The sequence below is a fragment of the Pseudomonas sp. ATCC 43928 genome (assembly GCF_005938665.2).
GTDB lineage: Bacteria > Pseudomonadota > Gammaproteobacteria > Pseudomonadales > Pseudomonadaceae > Aquipseudomonas.
Genome location: NZ_CP041753.1, coordinates 3819953 through 3838882, shown reverse-complemented (window position 1 = coordinate 3838882; position 18930 = coordinate 3819953). Strand labels below are relative to the sequence as shown.

Annotated in this window: 18 protein-coding genes; 13 read left to right on the top strand and 5 right to left on the bottom strand. The window is 60.7% G+C overall.

Features of this window, described 5'->3' with window-relative positions:
• Positions 1-57: 57 nt before the first annotated feature.
• Both FFH90_RS17425 and gloB read right to left on the bottom strand, forming a co-directional pair.
• Positions 58-1512 (bottom strand): transglycosylase SLT domain-containing protein, encoded by a 1455-nt coding sequence (locus tag FFH90_RS17425; RefSeq protein WP_019579327.1) that lies wholly within the window; start codon positions 1510-1512, stop codon positions 58-60.
• 99 nt (positions 1513-1611) lie between these two features.
• Complete coding sequence (gloB, locus tag FFH90_RS17420) at positions 1612-2379, bottom strand: hydroxyacylglutathione hydrolase (protein ID WP_018929622.1); 768 nt, start codon at positions 2377-2379, stop codon at positions 1612-1614.
• A 65-nt stretch (positions 2380-2444) separates the two neighbouring features.
• Between gloB and FFH90_RS17415 the strand changes: the two genes are divergently transcribed.
• The 5 genes from FFH90_RS17415 (at position 2445) to FFH90_RS17395 (ending at position 7777) form a co-directional block, all read left to right on the top strand.
• Positions 2445-3203 carry a methyltransferase domain-containing protein gene (locus FFH90_RS17415; RefSeq protein WP_018929621.1) on the top strand — a complete coding sequence of 253 codons (759 nt, stop codon included), beginning with the start codon at positions 2445-2447 and terminating at the stop codon, positions 3201-3203.
• Between the two features lie 93 nt (positions 3204-3296).
• Positions 3297-3749: a ribonuclease HI gene (gene rnhA, locus FFH90_RS17410; protein ID WP_003180633.1), complete on the top strand. Its 453-nt coding sequence runs from the start codon at positions 3297-3299 to the stop codon at positions 3747-3749.
• A gap of 91 nt (positions 3750-3840) precedes the next feature.
• The gene (gene dnaQ / locus FFH90_RS17405; RefSeq protein ID WP_007937771.1) at positions 3841-4599 is read left to right on the top strand and encodes a DNA polymerase III subunit epsilon; all 759 of its coding nucleotides are present in this window, start codon (positions 3841-3843) and stop codon (positions 4597-4599) included.
• A 293-nt stretch (positions 4600-4892) separates the two neighbouring features.
• Positions 4893-7148, top strand: coding sequence for an Orn/Lys/Arg decarboxylase N-terminal domain-containing protein (locus tag FFH90_RS17400; RefSeq protein ID WP_018929620.1), 2256 nt, complete (start codon positions 4893-4895; stop codon positions 7146-7148).
• 14 nt (positions 7149-7162) lie between these two features.
• Positions 7163-7777 (top strand): GNAT family N-acetyltransferase, encoded by a 615-nt coding sequence (locus FFH90_RS17395; RefSeq protein ID WP_138867720.1) that lies wholly within the window; start codon positions 7163-7165, stop codon positions 7775-7777.
• Here the strand turns inward: FFH90_RS17395 and FFH90_RS17390 are convergent.
• A complete protein-coding gene (locus tag FFH90_RS17390; RefSeq protein WP_138867719.1) occupies positions 7743-8636 on the bottom strand; it encodes a LysR substrate-binding domain-containing protein in 894 nt (297 codons plus the stop codon). The two genes, FFH90_RS17395 and FFH90_RS17390, sit on opposite strands and share 35 nt — an antisense overlap.
• 88 nt (positions 8637-8724) lie before the next feature.
• On the bottom strand, positions 8725-8961 hold the full coding sequence (locus FFH90_RS17385) for a hypothetical protein (protein WP_018929617.1): 237 nt from the start codon (positions 8959-8961) through the stop codon (positions 8725-8727).
• 184 nt (positions 8962-9145) lie between these two features.
• Between FFH90_RS17385 and FFH90_RS17380 the strand changes: the two genes are divergently transcribed.
• Together FFH90_RS17380 and FFH90_RS17375 are read left to right on the top strand one after the other, a co-directional pair.
• Positions 9146-9706, top strand: a complete 561-nt coding sequence (locus FFH90_RS17380; protein ID WP_019579321.1) for an NADPH-dependent FMN reductase — start codon at positions 9146-9148, stop codon at positions 9704-9706.
• A 144-nt stretch (positions 9707-9850) separates the two neighbouring features.
• Complete coding sequence (locus tag FFH90_RS17375) at positions 9851-11134, top strand: arsenic transporter (RefSeq protein WP_018929615.1); 1284 nt, start codon at positions 9851-9853, stop codon at positions 11132-11134.
• 22 nt (positions 11135-11156) lie between these two features.
• Here the strand turns inward: FFH90_RS17375 and FFH90_RS17370 are convergent, their stop codons facing one another.
• A complete protein-coding gene (locus FFH90_RS17370; RefSeq protein WP_018929614.1) occupies positions 11157-12107 on the bottom strand; it encodes a DUF1853 family protein in 951 nt (316 codons plus the stop codon).
• Between the two features lie 112 nt (positions 12108-12219).
• Here FFH90_RS17370 and FFH90_RS17365 point away from each other — a divergent pair, with 112 nt between their 5' ends.
• From FFH90_RS17365 to pepN, 6 genes are read left to right on the top strand one after another with little or no spacing between them, the layout of a single operon-like run.
• Positions 12220-13110 (top strand): NAD(+) kinase, encoded by an 891-nt coding sequence (locus tag FFH90_RS17365; RefSeq protein WP_007906781.1) that lies wholly within the window; start codon positions 12220-12222, stop codon positions 13108-13110.
• Positions 13107-14081 (top strand): metallophosphoesterase, encoded by a 975-nt coding sequence (locus FFH90_RS17360; protein WP_178114263.1) that lies wholly within the window; start codon positions 13107-13109, stop codon positions 14079-14081. The genes FFH90_RS17365 and FFH90_RS17360 overlap by 4 nt, the downstream gene beginning before the upstream one ends.
• The gene (locus tag FFH90_RS17355; protein ID WP_018929612.1) at positions 14078-14947 is read left to right on the top strand and encodes a rhomboid family intramembrane serine protease; all 870 of its coding nucleotides are present in this window, start codon (positions 14078-14080) and stop codon (positions 14945-14947) included. The genes FFH90_RS17360 and FFH90_RS17355 overlap by 4 nt, the downstream gene beginning before the upstream one ends.
• Positions 14948-14978: 31 nt before the next feature.
• Entirely contained in the window at positions 14979-15239 is a 261-nt protein-coding gene (locus FFH90_RS17350) for a YeaC family protein (protein WP_007937782.1), read from the top strand.
• Positions 15236-16066, top strand: coding sequence for a DUF2797 domain-containing protein (locus FFH90_RS17345; protein WP_018929611.1), 831 nt, complete (start codon positions 15236-15238; stop codon positions 16064-16066). Before FFH90_RS17350 ends, FFH90_RS17345 begins: the two co-directional genes overlap by 4 nt.
• 10 nt (positions 16067-16076) lie before the next feature.
• On the top strand, positions 16077-18734 hold the full coding sequence (gene pepN, locus FFH90_RS17340; protein WP_138867718.1) for an aminopeptidase N: 2658 nt from the start codon (positions 16077-16079) through the stop codon (positions 18732-18734).
• Positions 18735-18930: the final 196 nt, after the last annotated feature.

Here is an 18930-nt window from a genome sequence, read left to right as displayed (position 1 = left end):
GCAGCCGAGCGGGAGCAAGCTCCCTCGCCACAAAAGCCCCTAGGCAGGGCGTGCTGTTTAATGCGGGGAAGAAACCGTCAGCATCTGACCCGGTTTCAGCGCCTGGCCTACCCGAGGGTTCCAGCGCTTGAGGTGTTGCATTTCGACATTGAAACGTTTGGCAACCATGTACAACGAGTCGCCTTGCTGGACCTTGTACTGGGTCTGCGGTTTCTGTTTGTCTGACTTGCCGCTGGTTTTGCTGTTCGCCGCCACGACAGTGTTGATGCGACCGCCGCTGCGCTTGGTGGTGTCCTGCATCACAAGGGTCTGGCCGACCTTGAGGTTCTTGCCGTTCAGCTTGTTCCAGCGTTGCAGGTCCTTGACGTCGACCTTGTTGGCCCTGGCAATGGAGGCCAGATTTTCTCCGCGCTTGACCCGGTAGGCGCGCTTGATGCTGGCGATTTCGCTGTCGTCGGCACCTTCGAACACCGGCTTGAGCGGCCGCTGGCTGATCAGCTCTTCAGGACGCATGGTCGACAGGCTGGCAGTCAGCAGTTGCGCCTTGGACGTCGGCACCAGCAGATGCTGGGGGCCGTCGATGGTGGTGCGTTGCTTGAAGGCCGGGTTGAGCTGGAACAGTTCGTCTTCGTCGATGTTGGCCACCGCGGCAACCTTGGACAGGTCCATGCGCTGGTTGATTTCGACGACCTGGAAGTACGGTTCGTTGGCGATCGACTTGAGGTTCACGCCATAGGCATCGGGCGCCAAGACCACTTGCGACAGCGCCAGCAGCTTCGGCACATAGGCCTGGGTTTCCGCTGGCAGCGGCAGGTTCCAATAATCGGTTGGAAGGCCGAGCTTCTCGTTGCGCTCGATGGCCCGGCTGACCGTGCCTTCGCCGGCGTTGTAGGCCGCCAGGGCCAATAGCCAGTCACCGTTGAACATGTCGTGCAGGCGGGTCAGGTAATCCATGGCCGCGGTGGTCGAGGCAGTGATATCGCGACGGCCATCATAGAAACGGGTTTGACGCAGGTTGAAGTAACGCCCGGTGGAAGGAATGAATTGCCAAAGGCCCACCGCGTCGGCCCGGGAATAGGCCATCGGGTTGTAGGCGCTTTCAATCACTGGCAACAGCGCCAGTTCCAGCGGCATGTTGCGCTCTTCAAGGCGTTCGACGATGTAGTGAATGTAGAGGCTGCCGCGTTCGCCGGCGTTTTCGAGGAAGGACGGGTTGCTGGCGAACCACAGGCGCTGCTGCTCGATGCGCGGGTTGACGCCCAGGTTGTCCTGCAACTGGAAGCCCTGGCGCATGCGCTCCCAGACGTCCTGGGGAACTTGCGGTGTTGGTTTTTCGCTGAGCCAGATTGGTTTTTGCTTGGCTCGCGCGGCGATATTCGGTGTGTGTGTCGCTTCGGTCTGCGGCACATGGCTTGAACAGCCCGCCAAAGTGGCGGACACAGCCACCGCGATGGCTTGAGCCAAGCGGGTCAATGCGTCTGAATTGGTGGCTTTACGAATAGGTGACGACATTGGCTGGAAGTAAGTTCCGGGCGAAAATGTCGGGCGATTCTAGAAAGCACACCCCCTGCGGTCAACCATTCAGAATTTTTGTACCATTGCGCAGGCAGCTTAGAACGTATCTTTCCAAGCCCGCAATGCAGCAAAGACCGCACTCGGCGCCCGGTTTTCGGTTCCATTCCGTTCGTCCACTTTTTCTTTAACGGATGTTTCGCCGGTACGCAAAAACGGATTGGTGAGCTTTTCCAGCGCCAGGGTCGAAGGCAGCGTCATGATTCCGGCTTCCCGTTGACGGGTGACTTTGGCCAGTCGTTCGAGGGTGTCGGGATTGCCCGGTTCGACCGCCACGGCAAACTTCAGATTGCTCAGGGTGTACTCGTGGGTGCAGTAGACCAGCGTGTCTTCGGGAAGCGCCGCGAGGCGGCTCAGCGAGTGATGCATTTGCTCGGGCGTGCCTTCGAACAAGCGTCCGCAACCGGCAGCGAACAGGGTGTCGCCGCAAAACAGATGACCGCGGTGGTAATAGGCGATATGCCCGAGGGTATGGCCCGGTACTGTGATGACATCGAAGTCCCAACCCAGCACGTTGATCCGGTCGCTGTCCTTGAGGGCCACGTCCCGTGCCGGGATGGTCTCGCTGGCCGGGCCATGGACGGTTGCGTCTGTCGCTTTTTTCAGCCGCTCGACGCCGCCGACATGGTCATGATGGTGATGAGTGATCAGAATATCGCTTAGCACCCAACCCGGGTGCGCCGCGAGCCACGCCTCTACGGGCGCGGCATCGCCCGGATCGACTACGGCGCAGCGCTGGGTGCTGTGGTCTTGTAACAACCAGATGTAGTTGTCGGTGAAGGCGGGCAGGGCACTGATCTGTATCATCGTCGGATTCGCCAAGCGGAAAACATTGGCGCATCTTAGAGCTTCCTGGCGCGTTGGAGAATGCAATGACCGATAAAGCGTTCGCTCAGGCTGATCCTGACTGGCTGGCATTGATCAGCGCGGCCCGTGACTGGCTGTCCGGTCCCATCGGGCAATTTTTGCTGGACGAAGAACGACGCATGCTCGAAGACGAGTTGGGGCGCTTCTTCGGCGGCTATCTGGTGCATTACGGCCCCTCGGCACAGACGCCACCGGCGGCGCCGCAGGTGCAGCGCAATGTGCGACTCGGCGCGCCGTTGCCGGGGGTCGAGATCGTCTGCGAAGAGCAGGCCTGGCCCTTGAGCGAGCATGCCGCCGATGTGGTGGTGTTGCAGCATGGGCTGGATTTCTGCCTGTCGCCACACGGCTTGTTGCGCGAAGCGGCGAGCAGTGTGCGCCCCGGCGGGCATCTGCTGATTATCGGGATCAACCCCTGGAGCAGTTGGGGCCTGCGTCATGTGTTCGCCCATGACGCCTTGCGCAAGGCGCGCTGCATTTCGCCGTCGCGGGTCAGCGACTGGCTGAACCTGCTGGGCTTCGCGCTGGAGAAACGCCGCTTCGGGTGCTATCGTCCGCCGCTTGCGTCACCTGCCTGGCAAGCTCGTCTGGCCGGTTGGGAGCGCAAGGCCGGTGACTGGCAATTGTCGGGTGGCGGCTTCTATTTATTAGTCGCGCGCAAGATCGTGGTGGGGCTGCGGCCGGTGCGCCAGGTACGGCGCGAACCGATGGGCAAGCTGATTCCGTTGCCGATGGCCAAGGTCAATCGTCGTCACATCGAGCCGTAATACACTTTTTTATATTCCCGGCCGGGTATGCCCCGGCCTCGGGCATCGTCGGTCGCCGATCGGCGAGCCAGCGCATTTTCTGGATAGATTGGCATGAGCGATAGCGTAGAACTCTTCACCGATGGCGCCTGCAAGGGCAACCCTGGCCCAGGCGGCTGGGGCGCGTTGCTGGTGTGCAAGGGCGTTGAAAAAGAACTCTGGGGCGGCGAAGCCAACACCACAAACAATCGCATGGAGCTGATGGGGGCGATCCGTGGCCTGGAAGAGCTCAAGCGTTCTTGCGACGTGCTGCTGGTGACCGACTCCCAGTACGTGATGAAAGGCATCAACGAGTGGATGGCCAACTGGAAGAAACGCGGCTGGAAAACCGCCGCGAAGGAACCAGTGAAAAACGCCGACCTGTGGAAACTGCTCGACGAGCAGGTCAACCGCCACAACGTCACCTGGAAATGGGTGCGCGGGCACATCGGCCATCATGGCAACGAACGGGCCGACCAACTGGCCAACCGTGGCGTGGATGAAGTGCGCGGGTACAAGCAGGCTTGATTCCGGCGTAACACGGTCTATCTGAAAGACCCACGCGAGCGTGTTAACATCGCCGCTTTTGCACGATTGACCCGTTGAGAGCTGAGCACTGATGGCCACCAGATCCGTTGTACTCGATACCGAAACCACCGGCATGCCGGTGACTGACGGCCACCGGATTATCGAAATCGGTTGTGTCGAGTTGATCGGTCGGCGGCTGACCGGCCGGCATTTCCACGTTTACCTGCAACCGGATCGCGAGAGTGACGAAGGCGCCATCGGCGTCCACGGCATCACTAACGAATTTCTGGTGGGCAAGCCGCGTTTCACTGAAGTGGCCGATGAATTTTTCGAGTTCATCAAGGGCGCGCAGCTGATCATCCATAACGCGGCGTTCGACGTTGGCTTTATCAACAACGAATTTGCCTTGATGGGCCAGCACGATCGCGCGGACATCACACAACACTGCACGATCCTCGACACCCTGATAATGGCCCGGGAACGTCACCCGGGGCAGCGCAACAGCCTCGACGCCTTGTGCAAACGCTATGGCGTCGACAACTCCGGCCGTGAACTGCACGGCGCCTTGCTCGACTCCGAGATTCTCGCCGACGTTTACCTGACCATGACCGGCGGCCAGACCAGCCTGTCGCTGGCCGGTAACGCGTCCGATGGCAACGGTTCGGGCGAAGGCGCCGATAATTCCGCCACGGAAATCCGTCGTCTGCCGGCCGATCGCCAGCCGACCCGGATCATCCGCGCCAGTGAAGAGGATCTGGCTCAGCACGTTGCGCGTCTGGAAGCCATTGCCAAATCCGCCGGCGCGCCGTCGCTGTGGCAGCAATTGGCCGAGGCCAAGGCCCAGGCCTGAGTCCCTTCGAGCGGAAGGTTTTTTGTGGCGAGGGAGCTTGCTCCCGCTCGACTGCGCAGCAGTCGCAAATCCTGCCAATATGGTTCCGAGCGAATGCAGGGAGGGGCGCTTCGCAGCCCAACGGGAGCAAGCTCCCTCGCCACAGGTATCTTTCTCGACACCGAGTTTGCTGGCCACATGATGGTGCGCCGGCCGGCCCACTTCAGGGCATCCCCCCTCGCCACATGCGCTCCAACCCTCTACCCTGAGGTGATTGGCAGGCCACGGTCTGCCGCCTCAGGACGCCGAGCCTCATGTATAAAGATTTGAAATTCCCGGTCCTGATCGTCCACCGCGACATCAAGGCCGACACCGTTGCCGGTGATCGTGTGCGTGGCATTGCCCGGGAGCTGGAGCAGGAAGGTTTCAGTATCGTTTCGGCGGTCGATTACACCGAGGGGCGTCTGGTCGCCTCGACCCATCACGGCCTTGCCTGCATGTTGATTGCCGCCGAAGACGCCAGCACCCACGCGCATCTTCTGCACAACATGGCCGAACTGATCCGCCTGGCGCGGGTTCGGGCGCCGGACCTGCCGATTTTCGCCCTGGGCGAGCAAGTCACCCTGGAAAACGCCCCGGCCGACGCCATGGCCGAGCTCAATCAGCTGCGCGGCATTCTCTATTTGTTCGAAGACACCGTGCCATTCCTTGCCCGTCAGGTTGCCCGCGCGGCGCGCAAGTACCTGGACGGCCTGTTGCCGCCGTTCTTCAAGGCGCTGGTGCAGCACACCGCAGACTCCAATTATTCCTGGCACACGCCGGGGCATGGCGGCGGCGTGGCGTATCACAAGAGCCCGGTAGGGCAGGCGTTTCACCAGTTTTTCGGGGAAAACACCCTGCGTTCGGATTTGTCGGTGTCGGTGCCGGAACTCGGTTCGCTGCTCGATCACACTGGCCCGCTGGCTGAGGCGGAGGCGCGAGCGGCTCGCAACTTCGGCGCCGATCACACCTTTTTCGTGATCAATGGCACCTCGACCGCCAACAAGATCGTCTGGCATTCCATGGTGGCACGCGATGATCTGGTGCTGGTGGATCGCAACTGCCACAAGTCAGTGTTGCATGCGATCATCATGACCGGCGCGATTCCGCTGTACCTGTGCCCGGAGCGCAATGAGCTGGGGATCATTGGCCCGATTCCGTTGAGTGAGTTCAGCCGCGAATCAATCCAGGCCAAGATCGACGCGAGCCCGCTGACCCAAGGCCGCGAGCCCAAGGTCAAGTTGGCGGTGGTGACCAACTCGACTTATGACGGCCTCTGTTACAACGCCGAACTGATCAAACAGAGCCTGGGCAACAGCGTCGAGGTGCTGCATTTCGACGAGGCCTGGTTCGCCTACGCGGCATTCCACGAGTTCTTCGCCGGCCGTTATGGCATGGGCACGTCCCGCAGCGAAGACAGCCCCTTGGTGTTCACCACTCACTCCACACACAAACTGCTGGCGGCGTTCAGCCAGGCGTCGATGATTCACGTGCAGGACGGCGGCGCGCGGCAGCTGGATCGCGATCGTTTCAACGAAGCGTTCATGATGCACATCTCGACCTCGCCGCAGTACAGCATCATCGCCTCGCTGGACGTGGCCTCGGCGATGATGGAAGGGCCGGCCGGTCGTTCGCTGCTACAGGAAATGTTCGACGAAGCGCTGAGTTTTCGCCGGGCGCTGGCCAATCTGCGCCAGCATATCGCCGCCGATGACTGGTGGTTTTCCATCTGGCAGCCGCCCTCGGTCGAAGCCATCGAGCAGGTGGCCGCCGAAGACTGGCTGCTGCAACCTGACGCCGATTGGCACGGCTTTGGCGGCGTGACTGACGACTATGTGCTGCTCGATCCTATCAAGGTCACGCTGGTGATGCCGGGGCTGACGGCGGGCGGCGCGCTGAGTGCGCGGGGGATTCCGGCGGCGGTAGTCAGCAAGTTCCTCTGGGAACGCGGGCTGGTCGTGGAAAAGACTGGGCTGTATTCATTCCTGGTGCTGTTCTCGATGGGCATTACCAAGGGCAAATGGAGCACGCTGCTGACCGAGTTACTGGAGTTCAAGCGCAGCTACGACGCCAACGTCAGCCTGGCCACCTGCCTGCCGTGCGTGGCGCAACAGAACATGGCCCGTTATCAAGGCATGGGGTTGCGCGATCTGTGCGATCAATTGCACGCCTGTTATCGCAGCAACGCCACGGCCAAACACCTCAAACGCATGTACACGGTGTTGCCGGAAGTCGCGATGAAGCCAGCGGACGCCTATGATCAATTGGTACGCGGGGAAGTGGAGGCCGTTTCGATCGATGCCCTGGACGGGCGGATCGCGGCAGTGATGCTGGTGCCATACCCGCCGGGGATCCCGTTGATCATGCCCGGTGAGCGTTTCACCGAGTCGACCCGCTCGATCATCGATTACCTGAAGTTTGCCCGGGCGTTCGACAGCAGCTTCCCCGGGTTTGTCGCCGATGTGCATGGCTTGCAACATGAAGACGAGGGCAATGGACGGCACTACACCGTCGATTGCATCAAGGAATGAGGACCTTTGCGAGTATGCAGCCCGTCATGAATCCCAAATACCCGGGCCTCTCGGTGCGTGTCGCCGATGAGGGTTTTGCGGCTTATATCTGGGGCAGTGATTTCAGTTTTGAAGTCGCCGCCTATGGCGCAGCAGAAGTCGGCAAGCCGGTGGCGCAGTGGCCGGTGACGCCAATCACCCCGTATCGCAAGTGCTACGGCATCGATCCCGAAGAGTTCAGCAGTTTTCGCGACGCCGCCGACAGTGCGATTTTCATGGCCTATCTGGATGATGAGCCGGTGGGCCACCTAGTGGTCAGCACCAACTGGAACGGTTTCGCCCATATCGATGAATTGGCGGTGCATGCACCGGCGCGTCGCCATGGCGTGGCCAAGGCGTTGCTGGACGTAGCGCAGTTCTGGAGCCGCAAGAAAAAGCTGCCGGGCATCATGCTGGAAACCCAGAACAATAATCTTGGGGCCTGCCGGCTGTATGAACGCTGTGGCTACGTGGTTGGCGGGATCGATCATCTGCGTTATCGCGGGATCGACCCGAACACCGCCGAAGTCGCATTGTTCTGGTATCGATTGTTCGATAACCCGCTGGAAAAACCGATCAGCTCGCCAGCATCGCCACGGCTTGTTCCGTGATGATATCCAGCAGCGTCTGAGCCGCCGGAGAGGGCTCGGCGTTTTTCAGGCGCAGGGCGTAGACGCTGACCGGTACCGCAGGCGCCAGCGGGCAGGCATCGAGCCCGGCCGATTTGGCGCCGAGGGCGGTAAATGGATCGACAATCGCCAGGCCTTCACCGGCCTCGACCATGCTGCGCATCATTTGATGCGTCTGCACCCGGGTCTGGATGACCGGGGCAGGGCGCAGCGCATGCAGCTTGTTGTCCAGCGCCGGACTGAGCGGGTCGTGACCTTCCAGGCCGACCATTGACTGGCCGGCCAAGTCTTGCAGGGAAATGTACTTTTGTTTCGGTTGCAGCCAGCCATGGGGTGCCAATAGCTGGAGCTTGCCCTGGGCGATGACCTGGCAATCGATATCGGCATGGTCCGGGTCGTGCAGGCTCAGGCCCAGATCGCTTTCGCGCAGCAGCAGGCTTCTGACAATCTCGCGGGTCGGTTGGCTCAGGAGGGTGCAAGGTGCATCGGGGAGACGTCGGCGCAGCGCCGCGATGCTCTGCGGCAACAGTTGTTGCGCCAGCGGCGGGGTGCAGATGATTCGCAGGGGCGGGGCCAGATATTGCTTGAGGCTGCTGGCTAGTCGCTGGACCGGCTCAAGGGCCTCGTAGACGCGGGCGATCTCGACCTGCAACTCCCGCGCCTCGCGCGTGGCTTGCAGACGGCCACGCACGCTGGCAAACAGCATGAAACCCAACTGATCCTCGGCATCGCGCAACGTGCGTTCAACCTCGGTCACGGGCAACTGCAACCATTCGGCGGCGGTGCCCAGGTGACCGGTCTGCAGGAGCGCCTGGATCACTTCGATATGACGTAAACGCATGCGTGAAGTCCATGTTCAGCAGGTGAGGGAGTCAGTGACTGAATCCTAACTCAAGTGCGCGCATATGACTTCTGCTCATAACAGCGGGTTATGAAGCGACGTTCGTTTCAGGTTCGCGAATGAGGGTGACACCGGTTTGCACCAGCACAAACGCGTTGTCGTCGAGTTTGTTGACCCGATCGCCAATGGCCAGTTTATAGGTGGTGACAGGCGCAGAGCCGGCGAGGCCGTCGTGCGACAGGGTGGATTCCTGGAACTCATGCACGGAATAAACACGGCCTTCCGCGTCTCTTGCATGGAACTGACCGACGAGTACTGCTGCCATCTGCTTAGAACCTCTGGAGATAAATCACTCAATTTGCGGTTCTGTAGACCGTGGTTGGGCGAGGTAAGTTTTCCTACAGGAAAAAAATAGTCAGGGGCGGCGATTTTCCGTCGCCCGCTGGTTGAATCGTCATTTGATCATCTATAACTAGAAGCTCTTTCCATCGAACAGTCGAGTATCTTCCATGAGCAACGTCTACGAGATCGCCGTTCTGGTCGGCAGCCTGAGAAAAGCATCGATCAACCGCAAGGTCGCGCTGGCGCTGGCCGAGCTGGCGCCTGCCAATCTGAAGCTGACGATCGTCGAAATCGGCGATTTGCCGCTGTACAACGAAGACATCGATGGCGATTCACCGCCGGCAGCCTACAGCACTTTCCGACAACAAGTGCGCTCATCCGACGCGGTGCTGTTCGTGACCCCGGAATACAACCGTTCGGTGCCGGCGCCGTTGAAGAATGCGATTGACGTCGGTTCGCGTCCCTATGGCCAGAGTGTCTGGGACGGCAAGCCGGGTGCGGTGATCAGCGCTTCACCGGGCGCCGTCGGCGGATTTGGCGCCAACCACAATGTGCGCCAGTCGATGGTGTTTCTCAATGTGCCGTGCATGCAGCAGCCGGAAGCTTATCTGGGCGGCGCCGGTTCAGCGTTCGACGAGGCGGGCAAGTTGTCGGAGTCGCTCAAGCCGTTCCTGCAGAAATTCATCAATGCGTATGGGCAGTGGGTCGAGCAGCATAAAAAGCCATGACCGCTTCCTTTTAGCTCGTAGCGGCTGTCTCGCAGGCTCGGCAGCTGCTGCATCGGGCATTTCATCCCACCTTCACTTTACGGCCTATTCAAACCTCCCTATATTCCGCGCTTCGTTTTTCCGTCGGGCTGGAACCGGGTTTATATGCTCATCGCATCGTTGATTTTTTTGCTGACCATCACCCTGGTGATCTGGCAACCCAAAGGCCTGGGCGTCGGCTGGAGTGCGGTATTCGGCGCGGTGCTGGCACTGCTGTCCGGGGTGGTGCACCTGAGCGATATTCCGCTGGTATGGCAGATCATCTGGAATGCCACTGGCACCTTCGTTGCGCTGATTATCATCAGCCTGCTGCTGGATGAGGCGGGGTTCTTTGCCTGGGCCGCGTTGCATGTGGCCCGTTGGGGGCGGGGCAGCGGGCGCAAGCTCTTTGCTTATATGGTGCTGCTCGGCGCACTGGTCTCGGCGTTGTTCGCCAATGACGGCGCGGCGCTGATTCTTACGCCGATCGTGATTTCCATGCTGCTGGCGTTGCGTTTTTCCCCGGCGGCGACCCTGGCGTTCGTGATGGGGGCCGGTTTCATCGCCGACACCGCGAGCCTGCCGCTGGTGGTGTCGAACCTGGTGAACATTGTTTCGGCTGACTTCTTCAAGATCAGTTTCAACCGCTACGCCGCGGTGATGATTCCGGTCAATCTGGTAAGCGTGGCGGCGACCCTGGCAATGTTGATGGTGTTTTTCCGTCGCGACATCCCCCGTGATTACCATCCCGAGCAGTTGGCAGACCCGGCCACCGCGATTCACGACACTGCAACGTTTTATGCCGGTTGGGTGGTGTTGGTGATTCTGCTGCTCGGCTGCTTTGCCCTTGAGCCGTTGGGCATTCCGATCAGCGCGATCTCCGCGGTGTGCGCTGCATTGCTGCTGGCCATTGCCGCCCGTGGCCACAAGATTTCCACGCGTAAGGTGATGAAAGAAGCGCCGTGGCAGATCGTGATTTTTTCCTTAGGGATGTACCTCGTGGTATATGGCCTGCGCAACGCCGGGCTAACCGGGTATCTGGCCGGTTGGCTGGATGGCTTCGCCGGTTACGGCGTGTGGGGCGCGGCCATGGGCACCGGGGTGCTGACGGCGTTGCTGTCGTCAGTGATGAACAATCTGCCGACCGTGCTGATCGGCTTGCTCTCGATCGATGCCAGTCAGGCGACCGGCGTGGCGAAAGAGGCGATGATCTACGCCAACGTCATCGGCAGCGACCTGGGGCCGAAAATCACCCCGATCGGCAGTCTGGCGACCTTGCTGTGGCTGCATGTGCTGCAGCGCAAGAATATCCGGATTGGCTGGGGCTACTACTTCAAGGTCGGGGTTGTGCTGACGGTGCCGGTGTTGTTGGTGACGTTGGCGGCCTTGGCGTTGCGGTTATCCATCTAGACCGGGCGGACACTGCAAGCGCTCAACCACTGCCCGGCACATTCGGCCAAAGATCGGACACCAGGAACAGCCGCTCGGCCTCTTCCCAATCCCCTTTGGCATTCTCTGTCAGCCGCACCATCAATTGCGCCGGTGCCAGCGGGTCCAGATCGCTCAGCCACGTGTCCAGCTGTTCAGCGCTCCAGGTCTGCTCCTTGGGATAGTGCGCTGGCGCCAGCCAGGCATGGCGGGGCAGGGGTTGCCAGCGACCGTACGGACGCTGGACGACAAACTCCGCCCAGTCCTTCTGGTGCAGCCAGCTACCGCGTAAATGCTGAGGATGTGCACCGCTGGGTGGTTCGGCCTGCCCCGGCCACGGATAGAGCAGATAACCGCCCAGCCATAGATGCGCGCTGAACTGCTGGATATCCAGCGACGCCAGCACATCACGGCTCTCCGCCCGCGCGGAAATCGGCAATTGATGCCGGCTCAGGTGTTCCAGTTTGCGGTCCAGCCGATCATGACAACCTGGTCCGAGCCACTGCGCGGTGTCACGGCCGTCACCGTTCTGCGGGCCGAGATAGAGCTTGATCGCCAGTTCCAGATGATGCACGCCATCGCGATCGCGCAGCAGCATGTCCAGCTCGCCCAAGGTGTGGCCTTCACGGCGGATCGGCATGTTGGCGGCGATCAGCTCGATCCCCGGTGCGTGCCGCACGGCGTACTGCCACAGCCGTTCGTAGTACAAACCCAGGCGCCGGGTCCTGGCCTGGGCCAGCCAGTGCAGCAAATCGTAACTGTCACGATCCAGATGCCTGAGCCAGTGTTCCAGGCGCTCCGGCGCCTGCACCCAATCGCTGCCGGCCAGGGGATGACGCTGCGGCCACGGGGTGGCGTCGAGCATCGGCGGCGCGAGGATGACCCAAGCCAGGTCGCGCACTTCAGGGTGGCGCAACTGGTGAGGTAACTGGAGCAAGTCTGGAAATAGGATCATCTTGCGAGCATAGCCCGAAACTAGAGCACACCGTTGTGGCTGAAAGGGTTTTGTCTACGCCGCGCTTTCGCCCATAATCGTGTTTTTCGCCGCCACACGCGTTAGGGGCCTCATGGAGCAATTTCGTAATATCGGCATCATCGGTCGCCTGGGCAGTTCTCAGGTGCTGGATACCGTCCGCCGACTGAAACGGTTTCTGCTCGATCGTCACCTGCACGTGATCCTCGAAGACACCATCGCCGAAGTCCTGCCGGGCCATGGCCTGCAAACTTCGTCGCGCAAGATGCTCGGTGAAGTCTGTGACATGGTGATTGTGGTCGGTGGTGACGGCAGCCTGCTGGGCGCTGCCCGGGCGCTGGCCCGGCACAACATCCCGGTGCTCGGTATCAACCGTGGCAGCCTGGGATTCCTCACCGATATTCGCCCCGATGAGCTGGAAGTCAAAGTCGCCGAAGTGCTCGACGGCCATTACCTGGTGGAAAACCGCTTCCTGTTGCAAGCCGAAGTCCGGCGCCACGCCGAGGCCATCGGCCAGGGCGATGCACTGAACGACGTGGTGCTGCACCCCGGCAAGTCGACGCGAATGATCGAGTTCGAACTGTATATCGACGGCCAGTTCGTCTGCAGCCAGAAGGCCGACGGCCTGATCGTCGCCACGCCGACCGGTTCGACCGCTTACGCCCTGTCGGCAGGCGGCCCGATCATGCATCCCAAGCTCGACGCTATTGTGATTGTGCCGATGTACCCCCATACCTTGTCGGGTAGGCCGATTGTGGTCGATGGCAACAGTGAGCTGAAAATCGTCGTGTCCAAAGATATGCAGATTTACCCGCAAGTCTCCTGTGACGGGCAGAACCACTTCACCTGCGCGCCCGGTGACACCATCACCATCAGCAAGAAAGCGCAGAAACTGCGGCTGATTCACCCGCTCGACCACAACTACTATGAAGTCTGCCGGACCAAACTCGGCTGGGGCAGCAAGTTGGGTGGTGGAGGCGACTGATGCTCGATCCCGCGCGTAGCTACGACCTGATCGGTGACGTGCACGGTTGCGCTCTGACCCTTGAGCACTTGCTCGACCGGCTCGGTTATCAAAAACACGGTGGTGTCTGGCGGCATCCGTCGCGCATGGCGGTGTTCCTGGGCGACATCATCGACCGCGGCCCACGGATTCGCGAGGCACTGCACATCGTTCACGATATGGTCGAGGCCGGCCAGGCGCTGTGCATCATGGGTAACCATGAATTCAACGCCCTGGGCTGGAGCACGCCGGCGCTGCCGGGCAGCGGCAAGCAGTTCGTGCGCGAACATACGCCGCGCCACGCCCGCCTGCTTCAGGAAACCCTGACCCAGTTCGAAGATCACCCCCAGGATTGGCATGACTTCCTGCAATGGTTCTATGAGCTGCCATTATTCGTCGATGCCGGGCGCTTCCGCGTGGTGCATGCCTGCTGGGACGCCGGCCTGATCGAACCGTTGCGCGGGTTGTTCCCCGACGGTTGCATCGATGAACACTTCCTTCAGGCCTCCGCGGTGCCGGGCAGTTTTGCCTGCACCGTGTTCGATCGCCTGCTGCGCGGCACCGACATGCGCTTGCCCCACGGTTTGACCATGACCAGCGGCGACGGCCTGACGCGCTCGTTTTTCCGCACTAAATTCTGGGAAGACGACCCGCAAACCTACGGAGACATCGTGTTCCAGCCCGACGCCTTGCCCGAGCCGGTGGCCCGCACACCGCTGTCGTCCAGTGAAAAAGACAACTTGCTGCGCTACGGCATCGATGAGCCGATGCTGTTCGTCGGCCACTACTGGCGCAGCGGCAAACCGGCGCCGATCCGCCCGAACCTGGCGTGCCTGGATTACAGCGCGGTGCTCTACGGCAAACTGGTCGCTTATCGTCTGGATCAGGAAACCCGTCTCGACCCGCATAAATTTGTCTGGGTCGATGTCGAGCGGCCGGAGGTGTTGCAATGACGGCGGTGGCGGTATTGCGTCTACCACTGGCGGTAGATTTGAGCGGGTTCGTCAAACTGCTGCAGCGCATGCAAGTGCCCCATCGGGTCAGCGAAGAGGCGGGCGAGCAGGTACTGTGGGTACCGGCCAGCATCAGCGAAGACGTGCGCTCGTTGTACGAACGCTTTCCGGCCGGCGACCCCGATCAGCAACTGGATATCCCGGTGGCGCCGACCCTGCAACGTCCGGGTTTTGTCGAGCAATTGCGCCACAGCAAGGCCACGGCGTTCGTGCTGTTGCTGAGCCTGATCGTCGGCGTGGTGACGCTGCTGGGCGAAAACCTCGAGACGATGCGCTGGCTGACCTTCCTCGATTTCCGCGTGGTCGGCGACTACATCCATTTCACGCCACTGGCCGACAGCCTGGCGGCAGGGCAGTGGTGGCGTCTGGTGACGCCGATGCTGATCCACTTCGGCATCCTGCACCTGGCCATGAACGGCATGTGGTATTGGGAGCTGGGGCGGCGCATCGAGTCGCGTCAGGGCAGCATCAACCTGATCGGCCTGACGTTGCTGTTCAGCCTGGTATCCAACTATGCCCAGTTTTTTTTCAGCGGCCCGACCCTGTTTGGCGGGTTGTCCGGGGTGCTGTACGGCCTGCTCGGGCATTGCTGGATCTTCCAGTTGTTGTCGCCGAACCCGGCTTATCGCCTGCCTCGTGGGGTGTTGGTGATGATGCTGGTGTGGCTGTTGTTGTGCCTGTCGGGGCTGGTCTCGATGATCGGTTTCGGCGAAATTGCCAACGCGGCCCACGTCGGCGGGTTACTCATCGGATGCTTCACCGGTTTGTTGGGCGGTTTGTACAACCGCCGTAAACTGGCCGTCTAATCAGTTATGAATGAAGAGCGCGGAGCCCTTGATGTCCTCTTTTAACGAAATGATCAAAAACATTACCCCGGATATCTACCAGAGCCTGAAACTGGCGGTGGAAATCGGCAAATGGTCCGACGGTGGCAAACTCACCGCCGAGCAGCGCGAACTCTCCCTGCAAGCGATGATCGCCTGGGAAATCCAGAACCTGCCCGAGGAACAGCGCACCGGCTACATGGGCCCGCAGGAGTGCGCGTCGAAGTCGATCGAAGTGCCGAATATTCTGTTCAAGTCGGATGCCATCCATTGATCGAGATTGGCCGCGGTGCAATCAGCAAAATGTCGGCGCGCCTTGACGGGCCGAACGTGCAGTACGCTTTTCGTCTGGGCGACGCCGAGGTACCGGTCAATCCGTTGATCGGCACCACGGTGCGCCTGGAGTACTTGGGGGCGATCCACTGCACCCATTGCGGACGCAAGACCAAAACCAGTTTCAGCCAGGGTTACTGCTACCCGTGCATGACCAAACTGGCGCAGTGTGACATCTGCATCATGAGCCCGGAGCGTTGCCACTACGATGCCGGCACTTGCCGGGAGCCTGAGTGGGGCGAGAAGTTCTGCATGACCGACCATGTGGTTTACCTGGCCAATTCGTCGGGGATCAAGGTCGGCATTACCCGCGCCACCCAACTGCCGACCCGTTGGCTCGATCAGGGTGCCAGCCAGGCCTTGCCGATCGTGCGCGTCTCGACCCGCCAGCAGTCGGGCTTCGTCGAAGACCTGTTCCGCAGTCAAGTCGCTGACAAGACCAACTGGCGTGCTTTGCTCAAGGGCGATGCGGTGTCGGTGGACCTGGCGCAGGTTCGCGATCAGCTGTTTGAAAGCTGTGCCGAAGGTTTGCACAGTTTGCAGGAACGATTCGGCCTACAAGCAATCCAGACAATTACCGATGTCGAACCGCTCGAAATCCGCTATCCGGTCGAGCAGTACCCGGCCAAAATCGTCAGCTTCAACCTGGACAAGAACCCGATTGCCGAAGGCACGCTGTTGGGGATCAAGGGTCAATACCTGATTTTCGACACCGGCGTGATCAATATTCGTAAATACACGGCCTACCAGCTCGCCGTGCATCAGTAAGGACTCAAGCATGCGCACCGAACAACCGAAGATGATTTACCTGAAGGACTATCAGGCGCCCGAGTACCTGATCGACGAGACGCACCTGACCTTCGAGTTGTTCGAGGACCACAGCTTGGTCCATGCGCAACTGGTGATGCGCCGCAACCCTGAGCGTGGCCCGGGCCTGCCGCCATTGGTGCTCGACGGCCAGCAACTCGAGCTGCTGTCGGTGACCCTGGCCGACCAGGAGCTGAGCGCCACCGACTACCAACTGACCGAGAACCATCTGACCCTGCACCCGACCGCAACAAGCTTCACGGTCGACACCAGCGTCCGGATCCACCCGGAAACCAACACCGCCCTGGAAGGCCTGTACAAATCCGGTACCATGTTCTGCACCCAGTGCGAGGCCGAAGGTTTCCGCAAGATCACCTATTACCTCGACCGCCCGGATGTGATGAGCACGTTCACCACCACGGTGGTCGCCGAGCAGCACAGCTATCCGGTGCTGCTGTCCAACGGCAACCCGATTGCCTCCGGTCCCGGCGAAGACGGCCGGCACTGGGCGACCTGGGAAGACCCGTTCAAGAAACCGGCTTACCTGTTCGCGCTGGTGGCCGGTGACTTGTGGTGTGTCGAAGACACCTTCACCACCATGACCGAGCGCTCCGTGGCGCTGCGCATTTATGTCGAGCCAGAAAACATCGACAAGTGCCAGCACGCCATGAACAGCCTGAAGAAGTCCATGCGTTGGGACGAAGAAGTCTACGGTCGCGAGTACGACCTGGACATCTTCATGATCGTCGCGGTCAACGACTTCAACATGGGCGCCATGGAGAACAAGGGCCTCAACATCTTCAACTCCAGCGCCGTGCTGGCCCGTGCCGAAACCGCTACCGACGCCGCGCACCAGCGGGTCGAAGCGATCGTCGCCCACGAATACTTCCACAACTGGTCGGGCAACCGCGTGACCTGCCGCGACTGGTTCCAGCTGTCGCTCAAGGAAGGCTTCACCGTGTTCCGCGATTCGGAGTTCTCGGCCGACATGAACTCGGCCACGGTCAAGCGCATCCAGGACGTGGCGTACCTGCGCACCCACCAGTTCGCCGAAGACGCCGGCCCCATGGCTCACGCCGTACGCCCGGACAGCTTCATCGAGATTTCCAACTTCTACACCCTGACCGTGTACGAAAAGGGTTCGGAAGTGGTCGGCATGATCCACACCTTGCTCGGGGCCGATGGCTTCCGCAAAGGCAGCGACCTGTACTTCGAACGCCATGACGGCCAGGCCGTGACCTGCGACGACTTCATCAAGGCCATGGAAGATGCCAATGGCGTCGACCTGACCCAGTTCAAGCGCTGGTACAGCCAGGCCGGCACACCGCGTCTGGCGGTGAGCGAGTCCTACGACGCCACGGCGAAAACCTACAGCCTGACCTTCCGCCAGAGCTGCCCGGAAACCCCGGACAAGGTTGAGAAGCTGCCGTTCGTGATTCCGGTGGAGCTGGGTCTGCTTGATTCGAAAGGCGCGGCAATTGCATTGCGTCTGTCCGGTGAAGCCAGTGCTCAAGGCACTTCGCGGGTGATCTCGGTGACTGAAGCCGAGCAGACCTTCACCTTCGTCGACATTGCTGAAAAACCACTGCCGTCGTTGCTGCGCGGCTTCTCGGCGCCGGTGAAACTGAGCTTCCCGTACGACCGCGATCAACTGATGTTCCTGATGCAGCATGACAGCGACGGTTTCAACCGTTGGGATGCCGGCCAGCAGTTGTCGGTGCAGGTGCTGCAAGAGCTGATCGCCCAGCATCAGAAGGGCGAAGCGCTGGTGCTGGATCAGCGTCTGGTTGCAGCCCTGCGTACCGTGCTGTCCGACGAGACGCTGGATCAGGCCATGGTCGCTGAAATGCTCTCGCTGCCAAGCGAGGCGTACCTGACCGAAATCAGCGAAGTGGCTGATGTGGAAGCGATCCACACCGCTCGCGAATTTGCGCGCAAGCAACTGGCGGACACGCTGTTCGAAGCGCTGTGGCTGCGTTATCAGGCCAATCGCGATCTGTCGAAGAAGACTCCGTATGTGGCCGAGGCCGAGCACTTCGCCCGCCGCGCACTGCAGAACATTGCGTTGTCCTACCTGATGCTCAGCGACAAGCCAGAAGTATTGGCGGCAACCCTTGAGCAGTTCGACAGCTGCGACAACATGACCGAGCGCCTGACCGCGTTGGCCGTGTTGGTGAATTCACCGTTCGAAACGCAGAAAGCCAAGGCACTGGCGAGCTTCGCCGAGCACTTCAAGGACAATCCGCTGGTCATGGATCAGTGGTTCAGCGTTCAGGCCGGCAGTGTATTGCCAGGCGGTCTGGCGCGGGTCAAAGCCTTGATGCAACACCCGGCGTTCAACATCAAGAACCCCAACAAGGTGCGCGCGCTGGTCGGCGCGTTTGCCGGACAGAACCTGATCAACTTCCACGCGGCGGATGGTTCCGGGTATCGGTTCCTGGCGGATCTGGTGATTGAGCTCAACGGCTTCAATCCGCAGATTGCTTCTCGCCAACTGGCGCCGCTGACGCGCTGGCGTAAGTACGACAGCGCCCGTCAGGCGTTGATGAAAGGCGAACTGGAGCGGATTCTCGCTTCGGGGCAGCTGTCCAGCGACGTGTACGAAGTGGTCAGCAAAAGCCTGGCTTGAGTTTGGCCTTGCTCCCTCAGGGTTCACTTGGACCCTGTAGGAGCGAGGCTTGCCCGCGAAGGCGGCCTGATGGCCGGCCGGGTTTTTGATGGTGTACATATCCGTTTCTGCGGTAACGGCTACTTATGGTTTCGCCCTTACGGCGACTCCCTTTTTTACAAGCGCCTAAAAAAGGAAGCAAAAAACGCTCGCCCCA